The sequence below is a fragment of the Parabacteroides faecalis genome (assembly GCF_022809355.1).
GTDB lineage: Bacteria > Bacteroidota > Bacteroidia > Bacteroidales > Tannerellaceae > Parabacteroides > Parabacteroides faecalis.
Map to the genome: position 1 here is coordinate 1 of NZ_JAKZMM010000062.1, position 18920 is coordinate 18920.

At 45.3% G+C, this 18920-nt stretch carries 11 protein-coding genes and 1 pseudogene; 6 read left to right on the forward strand and 6 right to left on the reverse strand.

All coding sequences use genetic code 11. The features are described from left to right. A pseudogene (locus tag MUN53_RS16535) lies at window positions 1-772 on the forward strand (hypothetical protein); the annotation flags it as partial. Between the two features lie 146 nt (window positions 773-918). Here the strand turns inward: MUN53_RS16535 and MUN53_RS16540 are convergent. Then, on the reverse strand, window positions 919-2466 hold the full coding sequence (locus tag MUN53_RS16540) for a M20/M25/M40 family metallo-hydrolase (protein ID WP_243326517.1): 1548 nt from the start codon (window positions 2464-2466) through the stop codon (window positions 919-921). A gap of 125 nt (window positions 2467-2591) precedes the next feature. Between MUN53_RS16540 and MUN53_RS16545 the strand changes: the two genes are divergently transcribed. The 3 genes from MUN53_RS16545 to serS all read left to right on the forward strand — a co-directional run bounded on the left by MUN53_RS16545 (window position 2592) and on the right by serS (window position 5226). Continuing rightward, entirely contained in the window at window positions 2592-3182 is a 591-nt protein-coding gene (locus tag MUN53_RS16545) for an RNA polymerase sigma-70 factor (protein WP_243326518.1), read from the forward strand. Between the two features lie 132 nt (window positions 3183-3314). Continuing rightward, window positions 3315-3854: a C40 family peptidase gene (locus MUN53_RS16550; protein ID WP_243326519.1), complete on the forward strand. Its 540-nt coding sequence runs from the start codon at window positions 3315-3317 to the stop codon at window positions 3852-3854. A gap of 97 nt (window positions 3855-3951) precedes the next feature. Further along, the gene (gene serS, locus MUN53_RS16555; RefSeq protein ID WP_243326520.1) at window positions 3952-5226 is read left to right on the forward strand and encodes a serine--tRNA ligase; all 1275 of its coding nucleotides are present in this window, start codon (window positions 3952-3954) and stop codon (window positions 5224-5226) included. A 117-nt stretch (window positions 5227-5343) separates the two neighbouring features. On the opposite strand, the gene MUN53_RS16560 is transcribed toward serS, so the two are convergent. From MUN53_RS16560 to MUN53_RS16580, 5 genes are all read right to left on the reverse strand, one after another. After that, complete coding sequence (locus MUN53_RS16560; protein ID WP_243326521.1) at window positions 5344-7419, reverse strand: DNA topoisomerase 3; 2076 nt, start codon at window positions 7417-7419, stop codon at window positions 5344-5346. A 49-nt stretch (window positions 7420-7468) separates the two neighbouring features. Beyond that, window positions 7469-8158, reverse strand: coding sequence for a DUF1847 domain-containing protein (locus tag MUN53_RS16565; RefSeq protein WP_243326522.1), 690 nt, complete (start codon window positions 8156-8158; stop codon window positions 7469-7471). A gap of 31 nt (window positions 8159-8189) precedes the next feature. Next, window positions 8190-9563, reverse strand: coding sequence for an MATE family efflux transporter (locus MUN53_RS16570; RefSeq protein WP_243326523.1), 1374 nt, complete (start codon window positions 9561-9563; stop codon window positions 8190-8192). Between the two features lie 141 nt (window positions 9564-9704). Then, window positions 9705-13121, reverse strand: a complete 3417-nt coding sequence (locus MUN53_RS16575; protein ID WP_243326524.1) for an AAA family ATPase — start codon at window positions 13119-13121, stop codon at window positions 9705-9707. 3 nt (window positions 13122-13124) lie between these two features. Then, a complete protein-coding gene (locus MUN53_RS16580) occupies window positions 13125-14339 on the reverse strand; it encodes an exonuclease SbcCD subunit D (RefSeq protein WP_243326525.1) in 1215 nt (404 codons plus the stop codon). 237 nt (window positions 14340-14576) lie between these two features. On the opposite strand from MUN53_RS16580, the gene MUN53_RS16585 reads away from it, so the two are divergent. Beyond that, window positions 14577-15344, forward strand: a complete 768-nt coding sequence (locus MUN53_RS16585; RefSeq protein WP_394803097.1) for an SDR family NAD(P)-dependent oxidoreductase — start codon at window positions 14577-14579, stop codon at window positions 15342-15344. Further along, window positions 15334-18741 (forward strand): DEAD/DEAH box helicase, encoded by a 3408-nt coding sequence (locus MUN53_RS16590; RefSeq protein WP_243326527.1) that lies wholly within the window; start codon window positions 15334-15336, stop codon window positions 18739-18741. Before MUN53_RS16585 ends, MUN53_RS16590 begins: the two co-directional genes overlap by 11 nt. The last annotated feature ends 179 nt before the right edge of the window (window positions 18742-18920 follow it).

The window sequence follows — 18920 nt, forward strand, 5'->3', positions numbered from 1 at the left end:
ACCTGTTTACACATGGAGCGAAGACAACACGACTTGCACGGCAACACGGACTTGCGAAAATAACGACGAACATAGCCAGACCGCCACAGCAACCGTGACAAGCGAACCAACTAAAGCCCCCACCTGTACCGAAATGGGCGAAATGACCTATATGGCGACATTCACTGAGGAATGGGCAGTGGAGCAGACAAAGACGGAGGGTATTCCTGTCACCGGCCACCACTATGTGAACGGCTATTGTACGGAGTGCGGCCAGCGTGATCCCAATTATGTAGATCCCATCAGCTATTACAACATCTATGTAGAAAACGTGTGCGACGGCGTGGAAATCACTACCAGCAAGAATGTGGTGCGCGAAGGCGGTTCTATCAGTCTTTATGTCGAAAAAGACACAGCCAACTATACATTCGACAACTTCAAAGTCTATTACAAACGTAGCTACTACGGTACTTGGGACGAATTGAAGGAAGGCACACAACCCGGCGAATATCCTATTAATAATATCTGGACCCACATCTACATCAAGGCCCAGGGTGCTGAAAAAAAGGAAGACCCGACAGGAATCGAATCTATTGAGGGCGTGAAGGTCTATACGAAGGATGGAAGTCTCTATGTCCAGACCCCGCAGCGCGAGCAAGTCATCATCGTCAGCATGAGCGGCGCGGTAGTGATGAACGAAGAGCAGATAGGCCTGAAGCAATACTACGGCCTGCAACCCGGCATCTACATCGTGCGGGTAGGACAGACGACGTACAAACTCCGTCTCCATTGAATTGACAATTGATAATTGACAATTGACAATTATAAAAAGGAACGGATTGCACAGATTAACACGGTTTTAAATAAATATTATCCGTGAAATCCGCGTAATCCGTGCCTAATATTGTGTCGTAATTGTCAATTGTCAATTGTCAATTGTCAATTCTCTTCGTAGACTCCTTCCCGAGGCAAGGGCTTGTCGAGATTAGCTACACCTAAGACAGTGATCGTGGTGACCGTTGCCGTATGCTCCAGATATTCCGGGATATTCTTGGTAAACAAATCCCGTTCGGTATGCCAGATTTCCCCATAGTTGAAATTATACCCTTTGACATCCTTGGTAGTAAATCCGTAGGTAGGAACACCATAGGTAGCAAATACTTCCGAATCAGTACCACCTGCAACCTTCGGTCGCTTGCGAGGCGGTCGCACGGTCACTTCAAACGGGATATCCGCCCGTACCTTTTGGATGGGCTTCGTGATCTCTACGAAATCATCATACATGGCCTGCGAGACAGCAATTCCCACCGGAGGTTCCGGTCCGCCATCACGATTGAACACATTCACAATCTTCGGCAATTCCTGCTGATGCTTCTCACAATAAGCTTTCGAACCCAACAAACCGAACTCCTCTCCGGCAAAGGCAATGAAAACGATTGTCCTCTTGGGCTTCGCTCCCGACAAGGCCAACATGCGGGCCGCTTCCATCATCGGAGCAATACCCGTACCGCAATCAACGCCACCTGTACCAACATCATAGGCATCCAAGTGTCCGCAGACAACGACCTGTTCGTCTGGATACTTGCTTCCACGGATCGAAGCCACTACATTGTGGTATTTAATCGGTCCGAGTTTGAAGTGGTTGCGGATGTCGAACTCCAGCAGGAAGTCTTCCCGCCGTTCTTTTACCATCTGGGCGATGATATCGAACTGATGCCGGTCGAGTTTGATATCGGGTACTTCCGGCAGGTTATCAAACGTCATGCTGTCAATCATCTTCCGGTCATAAAGCGCACGAATGGGTACTTCGGATGATTGGATGAAACCCAAGACTCCCGCTTCGATCATTTCATGGTAATAAAGAGCCGGGAATTCCTTATAGGGAAGCATCTCGTTGTTTTCGCCTTTCTCCCAGTTGCGTTTTCTCAACTCTGCATTCTTCTGGTCAATACCCTTATTCTCTTGTTTGATGGCATTACGGATGGAATCACCCTGGGCAGTCCGGTCGATCGGCCAACCGTTATTAGTCCCTGAAATCAAAACCCAGGCACCTTTCAATTTAAGTTTGATGCGTTCGAATTCCTGATCGGTACGGGGTTCCATCAAAACGTGACCACGCTGTACTCCCTTAGTTCCGGAGGTATAAGAAGGAGTGGCAAAATGGAGAGTCATTCCATGATCGTGGCTTAATAATTTCCCAAACCACGGACCCCGGTTAAAGCCAACAGGAAGTTCGCCAGCTTCTTCCAAGCGAACATCAAGTCCCCACTTTTTGTATTCTCGTACCATCCATTCAGCGGCATTCTCATAAGCATCCGAACCGATAGGCCGTCCGCCAAACCGGTTAGTCAATATATCCAGCTGATGTGCGGCCTGATTATCCTGGTGCCCGATTTCAATGATTTTATCAACGACGGCTTTCTGAGCGAAGAAAGGCTGTACCCATAATGATAAAAATGCAGTACAGCATAAAAATAACTTTTTCATGTGTAAAAGAATTGAATGTTTTCGGTTACAAAAGAAGCGATAAAGCCGTTAAATTCAAAATAGGAGGTGTGTTTTTCATCAGAAAAGTACGGTTTATCTTTTATTTCCTTAATTTTGTGCGGCAGATGTTAATAGAAAAACAAATATTATCCGATTTAAAGAAGAGCGACCGCAGTGCTTTTCAGTCGCTGTTTCGTTATTATTATCCTCGCCTGAAAGCTTATGCCGCCACGATGGTGGATGATTCGGTAGCTGAAGATTTGGTGCAGGATCTGTTTCTCTATGTCTGGGAACATCGGGAGGATTTGATTATGGGTGCAAGTTTCCATTCGTATCTGTTTCAAGGTATTTATTCCCGTTGCGTAGATTATTTCCGGAAATATGCTTCCTATGATTCTTGTGATATGGAAGTATATGAGGAGTACCTGACTGAACAGGCCGCATTCCTACAAAACGACGATGAAGCCTGGGAAGAATTGTATGCCAAGGATTTTTATCAGCAGTTGTATGAATTACTGAAAGAAATTCCCCAGCAGCGTAGAGAAGTCTTTTTCTTGGCTTATTTGAGTGGGAAAAAAACGAAAGAAATAGCGGAACAGTTGGATATGCCCGTCCGGACTGTAGAAAGCCATTTGCATCTGACGTTGAAGTTTCTGAAAAAACATCTGTCGAAGAAAGATTTCTTTTTGGTGCTTTCGGCATTGTCGGCCATATAGCCTTGTATTCTTTTTCTCGATATATGCCATCATAAGGCCGGTATGAAGGTGTAATATTTAGATATAATCCCTATTTTTGTTTGCTGATTGATGGATATTTAGACTATGGTGAATGAATCTATGATAAAAGGAATGACTCGTAGAAACTTTATTGCAGCCTGTTGGGCTTGGATTTTAGGATTATTGCTGTTGTCTTCTTGTGGAAGTCGGAAAATGAAGCAGGTTTCTTTACCGGCAGACTTTAAAGGTCCTAAAGAATTAGGGCGTATTTATGGGGTGAAGATAACGGAATATGATAATATCTTTTTATACAATGAAGGGGCACGTTGGCTTGGTGTTCCACATCGTATGGGAGGGCAAACAAAGAAAGGAGTAGATTGTTCCGGGTTTGTAGCCATTATGTATCGGGAAGTTTATCATAAACGTCTGTCACGTTCGTCGGCTGATATGCTGAAAAAGGATTGTAAGAAAGTCAGTCGAGGAAAATTAAAAGAGGGCGATTTGGTATTTTTCTATACAGGAAGAGGCCGGAAGAAAAGGCCGAATCATGTAGGTATTTATCTGAAGAATGGCAAATTTATTCATACGAGTACGTCAAAAGGAGTGATGGTAAGTAATCTGAGTGAACCTTATTATATGCGTACTTGGATGTGTGGTGGCCGGGTAAAGTGAAGAGATAGAATGATAAATTAGAAAAAACGTTGTTATATTCTGCTTTAAAATGTACCTTTGCACCCAGTAAAAAAGTAACGATAAACAGAGACAGGATATGTTGACTCTAAAAATGATTACAGAGCAAACCGAGCGGGTGATTGCCGGTTTGGAAAAGAAGCATTTCAAAAATGCGAAAGAGACGATTGCACAAGTACTCGAACTGAATGAAAAGAGAAAAAGTGCGCAGAACCAATTAGATAAAAACTTAGCTGAGGTCAATCAACTTTCGAAATCGATTGGTGGATTGATGAAGGAAGGAAAGAAGGAAGAGGCTGAAGCTGCAAAAAAGAAAGTATCAGATATTAAAGAAGGAAATAAAGCGTTGCAGGCTGAAATGGATCAGGCTGCAGAAGAAATGCAGAATGTGCTTTATACAATTCCGAATATCCCTTATGATGAAGTTCCTGAAGGCAACGGTGCAGAAGATAATGTTGTCGTTAAGATGGGAGGTATGGAGACTGAGCTTCCTAAAGATGCACAGCCACATTGGGAATTAGCAAAGAAATACAATCTGATTGATTTTGATCTGGGTGTAAAGATCACCGGTGCAGGTTTCCCGGTATATGTTGGTCAAGGTGCTCAGTTGCAACGCGCTCTGATCAACTTCTTCTTGGATGAAGCTCGTAAGGCAGGATATATTGAAGTAATGCCGCCGACGGTTGTGAATGCTGCTTCTGGTTATGGTACAGGTCAGTTGCCGGATAAAGAAGGACAGATGTATCATTGTAATCTGGATGATTTGTATCTGATCCCGACAGCTGAAGTTCCGGTTACCAATATTTATCGGGATGTTATCCTGGATGAAAAGCAGTTGCCGATCAAGAATTGTGCCTATACACAGTGTTTCCGTCGTGAAGCAGGTTCGTATGGTAAGGATGTACGCGGTTTGAATCGTTTGCACGAATTCTCAAAGGTAGAGTTAGTTCGTATTGACAAACCGGAACATTCAAAACAGTCACATCAGGAAATGTTAGATCATGTAGAAGGTCTGTTGCAGAAACTGGAACTTCCGTATCGTATTTTACGTCTGTGTGGTGGTGATATCAGCTTTACAGCTGCTATCTGTTATGACTTTGAGGTATATTCAGAAGCCCAGAAACGTTGGTTGGAAGTCAGCTCAGTTTCCAATTTCGATACTTACCAGGCTAATCGCTTGAAATGTCGTTACCGTGATGCTGATAAAAAGATCCAGTTGTGCCATACGTTGAATGGTAGTGCTTTGGCATTACCGCGTATTGTGGCTGCCTTATTGGAAAATAACCAGACGGAAGAAGGTATCCGTATTCCGAAGGCGCTGGTTCCTTATACAGGATTTGATATGATCAAATAATAGGAAATAGAACTTAATGAAAAAAGGATGAGCAATTTTGTTGTTCATCCTTTTTTGTATCTTGATGGAATGTTATTCCTTGTTTTTAGTTGTTGAAAGAGTATGGTTGTAAATAATTTATTGATTTGAGATATCATTGGCAATCTGTGCCAATTGTTCATCTGTCAGATCGGCCCCGTAGGTAGCGTAGTCGAGACGAAACGTACAACCGTTTTTATACTCGGAACAACCATAGGCAGTTTTCCCCCGAAGTAACGTACCTTTATGACAAATAGGGCAGACAGCAGGAGCTGGAACAGCTTTTTTACGCGGTTTGCGAGGTTTCTTTTCTCCGGCTTCCTTGGATGCAGAAGCGGCTTTGCTCTTTTTCGGCTTTTCTTCTTCTGCCTTCTTTTGTTCGATGGTAATGCTACGTCCGCTTTGATCAGAGAGAACATTGATGACGATTTGGTTGACCATCTGTTTTAATTCTTCTAAAAAGGTACGTGCTTCATACGAGCCCTTCTCAATCTGCCGTAGCTTCTTCTCCCATAAACCGGTTAGTTCTGCACTTTTCAGTAGTTCTTCTTGAATTACATGAATCAACTCCGTTCCCGTGGCTGTTGGGAACAGACTCTTGCGTTCTTTACGAATATAATTTCGTTTGAACAGGGTTTCGATAATGGCTGCACGAGTAGAAGGACGACCAATTCCATTCTCTTTCAAAGCATCGCGTAGTTCGTCGTTATCCACTAACTTACCTGCTGTTTCCATAGCCCGAAGGAGTGTCGCTTCCGTATAAGGCTTGGGTGGTGTAGTCCACGTTTCTTTCAGCAGGGGTTGATGCGGGCCACTTTCTCCGATCACAAAGTCCGGTAAAACTTTCTCTTCATCCTGTTGATTCGGATCGGCATCCGGATCTTTCTGATCTGCTCCGAAAACGACACGCCAGCCCGGTTTCAGGATTTGTTTTCCGGTGACTTTGAATTCTACTTTTTCTACTTTTCCCAAGACAGTTGTTGTGGAGATCTCACAGTCGGGATAGAAAGCCGCAATGAAACGTCGTGCCACTAAGTCATATACCTTCCGCTCGTTGTCTGATAAATTCCGTGCCGGAACACCTGTCGGAATAATGGCGTGGTGATCGGTTACCTTGGAATTATCAAAAACTCGTTTGCTTTTCGGAAACTTGATTCCTTTCAACGGAGCCACCAGTTCGCCGTAATCCACTAAACCATTCAAAGTATTAGGCACCTTCGGATAAATGTCATCACTTAAGAAGGTGGTATCTACACGAGGGTAGGTTGTAACTTTCTTTTCGTAGAGCGATTGGATAAGCTTTAATGTATCGTCTGCCGTGAAAGCATACTTCTTGTTACATTCCACCTGAAGCGAAGTCAGGTCGAAGAGGCGTGGAGCATATTCTTTCCCTTTTTTCGTAGAAACGTCCGTTACGGTAAAGTCGGATGTCCGTACGGTTTCAAGGAATTTCTCACCTTCTTCTTTTTGTGTGAATTTCCCCTTGGTAGCCGAGAATGTTACGTCCCGATAGACTGTCTTCAGCTCCCAATAAGGCTCCGGTTTGAAATTCTCTATTTCTTCCTGGCGGTTGACGATGAGTGCCAGCGTTGGTGTTTGAACACGCCCGATAGAAAGTACCTGTTTGTTTTGTCCGTAGCGTAATGTATAAAGACGGGTAGCATTCATTCCTAACAGCCAGTCGCCAATAGCCCGTGACAATCCTGCTTCATACAGCCGGTTAAACTCGGCTTGTTCCTTCAGCTTCTGGAAACCTTCGCGGATGGCTTCTTCTGTCAGTGAAGAAATCCATAAACGGTAAACCGGACATTTGGCTCCGGCTTTTTGCATTACCCAGCGTTGGATCAATTCTCCTTCTTGCCCGGCATCTCCGCAGTTGATGATCATTTCAGCCTTTTGCATCAGACCTTCAATGATCTTAAACTGTTGTTCGTAGGTTGGATTACTGATTAGTTTGATACCGAAACGTGGTGGAACCATCGGCAGAGAAGACAGTGACCACCGTTTCCAGTCGGGTGTATAATCGTGTGGTTCCTTGAGGGTACACAAATGACCGAATGTCCAGGTTACCTGATATCCGTTCCCTTCGATGTATCCATTCTTCTTTTCCGTAGCCCCTAATACCTCGGCTATTTCACGAGCCACACTCGGCTTTTCGGCAATACAAACTTTCATCTTTTCTTCTCTAACACGCTTTAAATATGGCAAAGTTACATTTTCCGCTTTATTTGGGCAAATTTTCGTTCGAGCCCTCCACTGACGGGCGACTTATTTTCGGCTCGTCCAGGTTGAATTTCTTTCGATAATACGAATGGGCTGTATAGAGAGGAGCTGCCGGATTATTCCCCGTGACACGGTCTTTCGTAATCAGCGTCGTTGTATATGCCTCAGAATATTTGTAGAATAAACTGTCGTGTCCGACACATAAGCCGATTATTACATTCAGGTCCGTTTGGGCTTCATTCAGCAGTCGTGCCTGAAGAATCGGGTTACACATGGCTGCCCCAATCGATTCACAGGATTTTGGAATGCCGATAGATGATTTGGTTTTCCCGGCTACCTTACAAATAACAGAATACACTTCGAATCCGTTAGCCCGAAGGATGCGGGCAAAAATACGAGCCTCGTGGATCAGTCCGATACAATTGGCAATACCTATTTTATGAGCCTGTATCTTTCGGGCAAACTCCATGATTTCTTGTACGCGTGTCCATTTACCGTATCCTTCGTATTCTACTTCGGCACTGGCTACCATGATTTCATGATTCCTTTCTTCTTCATAGCGTTCCAGAGCCCATTGCAGATCTTCTTCCTTTAAGTTAGTGGTAAGACAGAAATCCGGATAAGTCCGGTCTTTGTATTTACAATTCTGTGTTCCACAGTCAACACAGGTCAATTCTTTTTTATGTTGCATGATGATGTGAATTATATAATGATGAATGAATTTATTGGGCTTCGCTTAGATTCTCTTTCATCCTTTTTAGAATCTTCGGAAATTGTACAGAGAAAATCAGTGTACAGCAGATAGCCGCTGTTGCATCCGAAAAGGCTTCGGCGGCAAAGACTCCGGTCACTCCCATGAAATGGGGGAGAATTAATGCTAAAGGTATAAGTAAAAATACCTTGCGGAGTAGGGCGATAAAAACGGACACTTTGGCTTGCCCTAAGGCAACGAACATGTTCTGGCAAGCTCGTTGCAGGCCAAAGATTGTCATTCCAGCTAGGAAGATCGGCATAAATTGCTCAACAACAACAATCAGTTGCGGATCGTTGGTAAAGGCCGTTGCCAGAATCTCCGGAAAGAGAATCATGGCAAGAATCAAAATCAGATTGAATGAGAACATGAATATTAAGACAATCTTGAAACAAGATTTTACTCTTTCCTTATAGAGGTGTCCGTAATTGTAACTGACTATGGGCACAAAACCTTGGGCAAATCCTGTCAGTGGAACACTTACGATTAACATGGCACTTTGCATAATAGCCAGTGCGCTGACGTAAATATCTCCGAAGTATTTGAGACTGCCGTTTAATACGAATCCAACCAAGCTTTCTGTGCTGGCCATAATGAAAGGAGAGATGCCCAATGCCAGAATAGACAAGACAATTTCTTTCTGTAACTTCATGTGGCGTCTTTCCAGTTTGAGAGAAGCGCGATGAGAGGTCAGGAAAGAAATCACCCAGGCAGCACTGCAGGCTTGTGAAAGAATGGTAGCCAGAGCTGCTCCTTTTACTCCAAGTCCGAAAGCGAAAATAAACAGCGGATCCAGCAGAATATTCAGGATTGCCCCAATCAGAACGGAACACATGGCTATGGCTGGTCGGCCTTGTGTATTGATAAATGTATTCAAGCCTACCGAGAGTTCTACAAAGAGTGTACCGAGTAGGTAAACAGAAAGGTAATCGACTGCATATCCGATCGTTTGTTCTGAAGCTCCGGTCAGGAACAGTAAGGGACGCATGAACAGGTATGTCGTCAGTGAGGTAATTAGCGTAAAAATAATAAGCAGAATGAATCCGTTTCCGAGGATCTTCCCGGCGCGAACCCGGTCGCCTTGTCCTAATGCGATGGCTGCCAAAGGAGATCCGCCAGCCCCTACAATTGCCGAGAAAGAAGAGATTAGAATGATGATGGAACTTGTTACTCCAACTCCAGCCAATGCTTGAGTGCCGATTTCAGGTATATGACCGATGTAAATCCGGTCTACAATACTATATAACAGATTGACTAACTGAGCGGCGATGGCTGGTAAAGCCATCCGGAATATCAATGGCAGCATCCGGTCGGTTCCTAATCTTTCTTCATATACATTTGCCATATTCAGTTGTATTGAAATTGACGACAAAGGTACGAAACTGTTTTTGATCCGGGTGACAAAACTCACGAGAATCGTTTTTGACTTCCTCGAGAATCCATTTTGATTCTCGTGAGTTTCGAGAAGAGATCTTATGAATAGAAATTATTCATCCAGCAGAGTGACAATTTCACTCCGGGAATTATCTATGCGGCGGACTTGTATCTGGGCCTTGATTCGTTCGCGTAATCCGGAAACGTGACTGATGATTCCTACTTTCTTACCACCTAGCTGATGCAGTTTTTCCAATGTATCCATGACGGTCTGCAAGTATCCTTCGCTAAGGGTTCCAAATCCTTCGTCAATGAAAAGTGTATTAACCGAAAGACTTTGCTGACTGATCGAGGATAACCCCAAGGCTAATGCCAGCGAGACCAGGAAACTTTCGCCTCCGGAAAGTGTACTTGCCGGACGGGCTGTTCCTCCCTGATAAAAGTCACGGAGCAGAATTGTCAGTGAACCGGCCTGACATTCCAGTTCGTAACGGTCGGTCAGTCGTTTCAGATAATAGTTGGCTCCATGTAACAATTCCTTTAAGACGAAACTTTGGGCAATGTTCCGGAATGTTTTTCCTTGCTGGTCTCCGAAGTAGAAACGTAGTCGTTCCCACTTTTGGTAGTCGAGTTTCAGTTTCTCTTTGATTGCTTTTTCTCCCTGTAGCTGTTCTTCGTTTTTACGGTTCTCATCCAATAGGTTCTGTTTTTGTCCGATTTGCTGGTTGAAATCTTGGATAATCCGGTTCCGTTCCTCGTATTGTTCTTTCAGTCTTTCCAGAGAAACCTCTTCTTCCAGTTCCGGTTTGCTGTCTTGATGTTGCTTGATTTGCTGGAGCACCAGTTCCAGTTTGGCGCGGACAGCTACACGGGATTCATTCTGTTTCTGTTGCTCTTCCCGCCAGCTTTGGATTTGTTCCGGCAGAAAGGCTGTTAGTTGTTCCAGCTTTTCCTGGGTAAATTCTGGATGTTGATGTAAAAAGTCCAGCAAAGCTTGAGTACCTTTTTCCTGTAACTCACGGGTATGATATTGCGACTGATGCAAGGCTTTGACATGCGCAAAGAGCTGACTCCAGTCTTTAGTTAATACTTGTACAGGTTGCGTATGAAGCGTTCCAATTTTCCATTGGGGATATTCATCCCGAATTTGTTGCTGTAGGCTTTTCATTTCATCCAATGCCTGTTGAGCTAAGTTGCGTTGATTGACGAGAACTTCCTCTCTTTTTTGTTGTTGGGTATAAACAGAAGCTTCTTGTTTCAGCCGGAGCATGAAATCGTCAGGAGAAGCATGCCAATCTGTTTTCCACTCAGGCCAGCTGATTTGTTCCCGGGCTGTCTGCAAAGAACGGGCCGCACTTTCCTGATCGTTTCGGATCAGTTCCTGTAAAGTCTGTATCTTGTTGATCTGTTCGGTCCGTTTTTTCTCCGCCTGATTCAATGCATTTTGACATTGTTCTATGGCTTTCTGCTGCTGATCCTTCAGCTTTTGTTGTTTGGAAATGGCTTCAAGCAAAGTTTGTGCCTGCTTGATCTGCCGATTGACGTCGTCTTGCTTGCGATGGATCTCGTCTTGTCTAACCGGGATTTCTGCTAAGATATTTGAAGAGATTTCTTCATATCCGGCCAGCTTGCTCTGCTGTATGGCTTCCGATTGAGCTTGCTGAAAGTTCTTTTGGGCCAAGGTTGTTTGCCGTTGGTTCTGCTGGAACAAAGCGGCAAGACTTTTCCCATAAGCCGTATTCTGTGCGATTTCTGCCATAACTTCTTCCAGTTGTTTTTTCTTCTCCAGCAGGTGTTGGTGAACAGGTTCTAATAGAGAGCGGAAGTTTTCATCGGACGGTAATTCCGTAATTCGTTGACCACACACCGGACAGATATCGCCGGGCTGCAAGCGGGAGCGGGCTTCTGCCGCCCATTGTTCGGTACATTCCTTTTGTTTCTCGCATAGCTTCTCTGCTTCGTCAAAGACCTTTTGGCAAGATGTTTCTTTTTCTTTCAAGAGACGATGCTGTTGTTTCGCTCCTTCTAATTTGACAGCTGTTTCCTGTTCGGCTTTTTGTGCTTCTTGCAGGACTTGTTGGGCTGCAGAGAACGCCTGTAAGGCATGAACCGTTTTCGTGAGTTGTATTTCCTGTTCCGACAATCGCTTGGATTCGGCTTGCCGGGCAGGCATATTCATCTCTTGGTATTGCTGGTTCATTTGTTGGAGAAGCGCATCCAGTTGTTCTCCTTTTTCTCTTTCCGATTTCAGCAGGTCGGCTTGTCGGGTATAGGCTTCTTCCAGTTGGGGCAAGCGAGTTTTTTCCTGTTCCAACTGCACTTTCCGTTCTTTCTCGTGGGATTGTGTGTTGAGAATGTTCTGCAAATGCGTCAGGATAGTCTGACTTTGGGCAAACATGTCGGCGAAAGGCTGTTGCGATACCAGATATTGCCGGATTGTATTTTCTTCCTGTTGCCAGGCGCGAATCTTTTCCTCTTCCTGTAACATCCCTTCGGAAAGACGGATGAACTGCTGGAGATATTGCTGTTCTTCCTGCATTTGCCGGGTGATTTCTTCTTGTCTCTCTTTGTTCTCTTTGAGAAGTTTTCGGGCATCCGTCGTTACATCCCATTCTTGGATAAGACGGCTTTGTTCCCGATATTCATCTGAATGGATTCGGGATTCGATAGCTTCCAGCTGGATTTGATGTTCCTGCCGGGTTTTATGATACTCCAATTCTTGTCGGAGCCATTCATGTTTCCGGTTTAGCTCTTTGGCGATGGCTTCCTGTTGCCGGCTGTCTTGTTTCAGTTGTTCCAACGAAGTGAGGAGAGTTGCTTTTTCTTCTTCACTGAGCAGGTGTGTCGCGGCGATCCGTTGGTGTTGCAGATCATAAGCTTCTTTCTTCTGTTTGGTAATGTCATAGATTTTCATTCCGATACGGGAATAAATATCCGTCCCGGTGAGTTTCTCCAGGATTTCAGACTTATCTGCTTCACGGCTTTGGAGGAAACGGGTAAATTCACCTTGTGCCAATAAGGTTGTCCGGCAGAATTGTTCGAAGTTCAAACCGATACACCGCTGGATTTCGTCTTCTACTTCCTTTACTTTCTTCAGCTCTTCGCCTGTTTTCCGGTTGGTAAGTGTCCAGGCAACTTTCTGAATGTTGCCATCCACTTTCTTTCGTGCCTTGGCAACATACCAGCGAGCCAGGTAGGGAATCTCGTTGCTCCCGATAAAAGAAAGTTCTACCCATGCTTCGGCTGTGTTACGACGCATCAGCTGACGGACATCATCGATGTTGATTTCTTCTTTCTTGTCGGAGAATGAGCGAGCCAGGTCCATGTATTTTTCTTTCGGCGATCGTTGCATTCGGGGTGTATCGTTATAAAGAGCCAGACAAATGGCATCAAGAATGGTACTCTTTCCGGCTCCTGTTTCTCCGCAGATCAGGAAGATGGATTCTTCAGCCAGTGGGCCTTGCTCAAAATCAATAGTAGCTTCTTCAATCGAAGCCAGATTCTTTATGATGAGTTGTTGTAGCTTCATAGTCTATTCGTTTGCTGATGAGTGAATCTGATTCATGGCTTCCTGCAATAGAAGGCTCAGTTCGTCGTCCATGCTTTCGCCGGTTGTCTCCTGATAATAGCGGCGAGCAATTTCCAAAGGTGATTGCTGTTTGAGTTCCTGGATACTGAGGTGAGGCTGCTCCTCGTTGCTTTCTTTCTGCAGGCGGTTGAGCTTGATGTAGCAATACCGGCACGTCTTTCCGCGAGTTGCTTCGGAAGCACGTTCCTGACAGTCGGGCGACAGATAATTTTCAGCCAGGACATTGAGACGGATATAAGCCCGTTTGTCGTCGGGGAAGTCTTTCAGCTGCTGCAAGGCTTCTTCAAACGGGAGCGGTTCTGGGGGTAAAGTAAGGCATGGCCACGGATTCTCGATCCGAATGTCTTGGATTTCGGGTTGTTTCCCAGGTTCAACGGTTACCAGCGAAACCGAATGTGGATACGTTTCATCAAAACTTACCGGATAGGGCGTACCACAATAACGGGCACGTCCGTCGCTTCCTTTCAGGGTTTGTGGGCAATGAATGTGGCCTAAGGCGAGATAATCGTAACCTGTTCCCAACTGGTCCAGGGGAAAGTAATCCATCCCGCCGATGAGATCGGTATGTCCGGTCGTATCGGAACCGGTAACAGCCAGATGTGCCATCAGTACGACTGGCAGATCTGCGGTGTTGATTCGTCTTGTCTCGTCCAATAAGGTCTGGAAGAAGTACGGCATCCGTTCTTCCCGTTTCATCTCCGGATCAGGACTCGGAAAGTTCTGCGGATAAACGTGAGGTACCGGGAGTACGTAGCCGACTGGCCGACCGTCTTTCCCGGTCACTTCGATGATGTGCCGCGACCATTGAATCGTTTCTTCTTCTCGCCTGATGGAACCTACTACGTGCAAACCGAAACTCTCCCATAAACTTTGGGTGATTTCGAGCTTGGAACTACTGTCGTGGTTGCCTGCCGTTACGACGATAGTCATTGAAGGATATCGCCGGTGAATTTCCAACATGGCTTCGGTGTACATCTTCTGTACGGAAGCCGAAGGCGATGAATAATGGTAAACATCTCCACTTACAAGAAGAGCATCCGGCTGTTCGCGCTCCACGATTTCCGCCAATTGTTGGAGGAATGCTTGTTGCTCTTCTGTCCGGTCGTAATTATATAAGGTATGGCCCAAATGCCAGTCGCTGGTATGAATCAGTTTCATGTCTGTTGCTTTTTGGAAGTCTAAAGATACATATTTTTCCAAAGCAAAAACTATTGGAAGAAATCGATGCTTCCAAAAAAGACTTACAGCGTTAACGAGAAGAGACGAAATGCTTCCTTCGTCTGCTGTCGGGTACTTCTCATAAATTATTCGTACCTTGCATCCGTTTAAATCAAGAAAAAGATGGCAGATAATTATATTGAAAGGAAAATGGAAGAGTTGGAAGCTCGCAAGGCGATGCCGAAGAAACCGGTAAGTAATCGTGCCGGACATAAGCGCCGGGTGTTTGTAACGGGCGGAGCTTCGGGTATTGGTAAAGCTATTGTGAAGGCTTTTAGTAACGAAGGTTACCGGGTGGCGTTTTGCGATCGCGATGCGGAGCAGGGAAAAGAAACGTCGAAGGAAACCGGTGCGCTTTTCTTTCCGGCGGATGTCAGTGATAAAGAGGCTTTGGAATCTTGTCTGCAGCAACTGTTTGACCGTTGGGGCGATGTGGATGTCTTGATCAATAATGCCGGAATCAGTGAGTTTTCTCCTCTGACAGAAACAACGGTGGAGGAATTCGATCGGATTTTGTCGATCAATCTGCGTCCGGTCTTCGTGGCTTCCCGTTATCTGGCGTTGCACCGGAAGCAACAGACATTCCCAAATCCTTACGGGCGTATCATCAATCTTTGTTCAACTCGTTACCTGATGAGTGAGGCCGGCACCGAAGGATATTCGGCTTCGAAAGGAGGTATTTATTCCTTGACGCATGCGTTGACTGTTTCTCTGGCGGAATGGCATATTACTGTCAATTCGATTGCTCCCGGTTGGATTGCGACACATGATTATGACCAACTGGCAAGTCAGGATCATCTGCAACATCCTTCAGGAAGAGTCGGGCGGCCGGAAGATATTGCCCGGATGTGTGTCTTCCTGTGTCAGGACGGAAATGACTTTATCAACGGCGAAAACATCGTGATCGATGGTGGAATGACCAAAAAGATGATCTATGTGGAATAATGCTTTCTATTCGGATTTACTGGAACTGTGTCGGCTGGAAGCGCTGGATATCCGGGCGAAATATGCCGAGCTGTATCGGATTTTCCTGGAAATACTGAAAGAAAAGACACGCGACTGTTCGTTCGATTTCTCCGGTCCGTTTGCCCGGATGGATTATCTGTGTAAGGAATTGGGCTATGAGGAAGCGGACTATAAGCGGATCAATGCCTTGCGTGCCCGTTGCCGTTCCTTGCATGATGCCAACGAAGCCGTACTGGAGAAAACGTTTCTGCAAGATATGAAAGCCTTATCGGAGTTTGTTTCCCGTTTATATCAGGAAAAGATTCCGGAAGAATTGGCTGCTTGTCTGCCTGATACTTATCGCTATGCCGTTAAATCTGCGTCTCCGTTGGGTACTTATTTGCGCGTATTGGTCGATTCGTGGGACGATGAATATATTTATGGAAAGACGGAAGCCGAAGAGACTGAGTTTATACAGATACGTTACCGGCAGACCAATTATTTTGGCGACTGGAGTTATCTGCAAGACTTACTGATGAAAGGTGCGCAATTGAACTTGATTCATCCTTATCGGGTACAGGACGATATTTATCTGGCAGAGCTGATGATCTTTGAACCGGATTATCTGATCGATGTATCAGCTATCGCCAATTGTTTTGAGGCTTATGGATGTACACCGTTGACTTATCTGCTGAATAAAATCAAACCGGCAGCTAACAGCCGGGCGATTCTCTTGGGAAACTTTGCCAGTCAGTTGTTGGATGAAGTGGTGAATGAAAAGAATCCCGATACGCCGGTTCCATATGCCGACAGTGTGAAGCGTTTCTTTCGCGAGAACGCCCTGAAGCTGGTAACATGTCCGGATATGGATCCTTCTTTCCATACCGATGCTCGAAAGCAACATGAGATTCTGGAGGATATGATTCATGAACAGTTCAATCAGGTCTGTGATTTGCATCTTGACCGGATCATCCTCGAACCTTCTTTTTTCTGCGAAATGTTGGGATTGCAAGGACGTATGGACTTATTGCAGGAAGATATGCGGGTATTGATGGAGCAGAAGTCCGGTAAACGGGAATACGGAACGAGCCGGCATGTAGAGAAACACTATGTGCAGATGCTTTTATATCTGGCCCTTCTACATTATAATTATAACCTGCGGAATGATGAAATCTCCAGTTTCCTCTTGTATTCTAAGTATGAGGATGGACTGATGAAAGAAGGTCCGGCTCCTGAACTGTTGTTTCAAGCCATTGAAGTGCGGAATCGGATGGTCAAGCAGGATTTGCTGTGCAGTGAAGGAGGAGCGGCTACGCTTTTCGACGGACTGACTCCGGAGGATTTGAATGTAAGGCAGATTGATAATCCGCTCTGGAAACGTTACCAGCAGCCGCAATTGGCCAGTTTGCTGGAACCTATCCAGCAGGCATCTGATTTGGAGCGAGCCTACTTTTACCGTTTCTTTACCTTTATCGAGAAGGAACATATCCTGTCGAAAGTGGGAACGGCGGAAAAAGAGGGAAGCGGTTTCGCTACCGTTTGGAATAATTCTCTGGAGGAGAAGAAACAAACCGGGGATATTTTCTGCGACTTGGAAATCATTTCGTTGGAGAACAGTCATAAAGCGGCCGAAGGAATCGACCGGATTACTTTGCGTATTCCGGAGCAGGAAAATAACTTCCTACCGAACTTTCGGACGGGAGATGTCGTGATTCTGTATGCTTACCCAAAAGACAAAGAACCGGATGCCCGCAAAACCATCGTTCATCGCTGCCAGGTTGAAGCCATCTATTCGGATCATCTGGTATTGCGTCTGCGGGCCTTGCAGCGTAATCAGGCGGTGTTCGACAAGCCGGCAGACGATCGTTGGGCGGTGGAACACGACTTCCTGGAGTCTTCATTTGGTTTTCTTTTCCGGGCGCTGTATGCTTTTTTAGTGGCCAATGCCGACCGTCGGTCGTTGTTGTTGGGGCAACGCAAACCAGTGATCAATCGCTCTGTCCGTTTGATAGGCGATTACAGCATGAACGGTGAATGTCCGGAGTTCAACGAGCTGGTATTAAAAGCCAAGCAAGCTCGGGATTATTTTCTGTTGATTGGTCCTCCGGGAACCGGAAAGACTTCTTTTGGTCTGGTCAATATCCTGAAAGAAGCTTTATGTGAATCGGATACTTCCGTTCTCTTGGTCTCTTATACCAACCGGGCGGTCGATGAGATTTGCAGTAAGCTGGTGAAGGAAAAGATTGATTTCATCCGCATGGGTATGAGTCTTTCTTGTGATGATGCCTACAAACCTTATCTGCTGGAACGGCAGATGGAAACATGCCAGAATATTCAGGAAATAAGGAAGAAGATCCAGTCTACACGTGTTTTTGTGGGAACGACTACCAATCTCAGTTCCAATGTCTCCATCTTTACTCTGAAGAAGTTTGCTTTGGCCATTGTAGATGAGGCTTCGCAAATCCTGGAACCGCATCTGTTGGCTTTGTTGAGTGCGAAGCATGGCGACGAAAATGCCATCGACCGTTTTGTGTTGATTGGCGATCATAAGCAATTGCCGGCAGTTGTGTTGCAGTCGGAAACCGATTCGGCGGTGACAGATCCTTTGCTACAGGAAATCGGATTAACCAATTGCCGCCTATCTCTGTTTGAACGGCTGTTGAAGTATCAGCAGGAAGAAAACGGTTTGTCGTTTTGTCTGGAAAAACAGGGACGAATGCATCCAGCCATTTCTTCGTTTCCCAATGAGGCCTTTTACCAGATGCGGCTTCGTCCGGTACCTCTTCTGCATCAGCAGCAACCGTTGTCCTGGCATGAATATCAGCCCTCCGGTTTGGAAAAACTGATGGCCACGCAACGGATCGGCTTTGTAGTCTCTCCGCAACCACCTTTGACTCAGTCGGTGAAAACAAATCTTCCGGAAGCCTGTATGATTGCCAAGATGGTAGAAGCCGTCTGGCATTTATATCAGAAGAACGGTCGCCCGTTTTCGTTGGAAAAGAGTATCGGTGTCATTGTTCCTTACCGGAATCAGATTGCCATGATCCGTCATGAGCTGGATCGCCTGGGATTAAAAGAACTGCATGACATCACGATCGATACCGTTGAACGGTATCAGGGAAGCGAACGGGAAGTTATCATTTACGGATTCACGATTCAGAAACGCTATCAGCTGGATTTTCTGACCGGAAATGTCTTTGAAGAAGATGGAGATCGGATTGACCGTAAACTGAATGTTGCCCTGACTCGGGCCCGTGAACAACTGTTTCTTGTCGGAAATCCGTATTTACTGAATCTCGATCCGCTGTTCCGGCACTTGATTTCCTATGTGAAACAAGCTGGAATCTACTTGGATGTACCTTACATGGATTTCTGTGAAGACCATTTTCTCTATTAATCCTGAAAATAATTGATCCGGGTTGCATGCTGACAGTTCGCTGAAAACATGCAGTCCGGCTCAATCTGTGTCTTTTTGTAAATAAGGTTGACTCCTAAAAAGCAAGAAGATGAAAGAAAGCAATTATGAACAAGAGAAGTTTCGGAAGAATTTGGAAAGAGAGATTTTCCGTTTGGTAA

What these genes read in the sequence shown, in the direction of transcription:
- MUN53_RS16540 (WP_243326517.1), bottom strand. Translation starts at nt 2,466, where the DNA reads ATGAAAAAGTTATTTTTATGCTGTACTGCATTTTTATCATTATGGGTA.
- MUN53_RS16545 (WP_243326518.1), top strand. Translation starts at nt 2,592, where the DNA reads ATGTTAATAGAAAAACAAATATTATCCGATTTAAAGAAGAGCGACCGC.
- MUN53_RS16550 (WP_243326519.1), top strand. Translation starts at nt 3,315, where the DNA reads ATGACTCGTAGAAACTTTATTGCAGCCTGTTGGGCTTGGATTTTAGGA.
- serS (WP_243326520.1), top strand. Translation starts at nt 3,952, where the DNA reads ATGTTGACTCTAAAAATGATTACAGAGCAAACCGAGCGGGTGATTGCC.
- MUN53_RS16560 (WP_243326521.1), bottom strand. Translation starts at nt 7,419, where the DNA reads ATGAAAGTTTGTATTGCCGAAAAGCCGAGTGTGGCTCGTGAAATAGCC.
- MUN53_RS16565 (WP_243326522.1), bottom strand. Translation starts at nt 8,158, where the DNA reads ATGCAACATAAAAAAGAATTGACCTGTGTTGACTGTGGAACACAGAAT.
- MUN53_RS16570 (WP_243326523.1), bottom strand. Translation starts at nt 9,563, where the DNA reads ATGGCAAATGTATATGAAGAAAGATTAGGAACCGACCGGATGCTGCCA.
- MUN53_RS16575 (WP_243326524.1), bottom strand. Translation starts at nt 13,121, where the DNA reads ATGAAGCTACAACAACTCATCATAAAGAATCTGGCTTCGATTGAAGAA.
- MUN53_RS16580 (WP_243326525.1), bottom strand. Translation starts at nt 14,339, where the DNA reads ATGAAACTGATTCATACCAGCGACTGGCATTTGGGCCATACCTTATAT.
- MUN53_RS16585 (WP_394803097.1), top strand. Translation starts at nt 14,577, where the DNA reads ATGCCGAAGAAACCGGTAAGTAATCGTGCCGGACATAAGCGCCGGGTG.
- MUN53_RS16590 (WP_243326527.1), top strand. Translation starts at nt 15,334, where the DNA reads ATGTGGAATAATGCTTTCTATTCGGATTTACTGGAACTGTGTCGGCTG.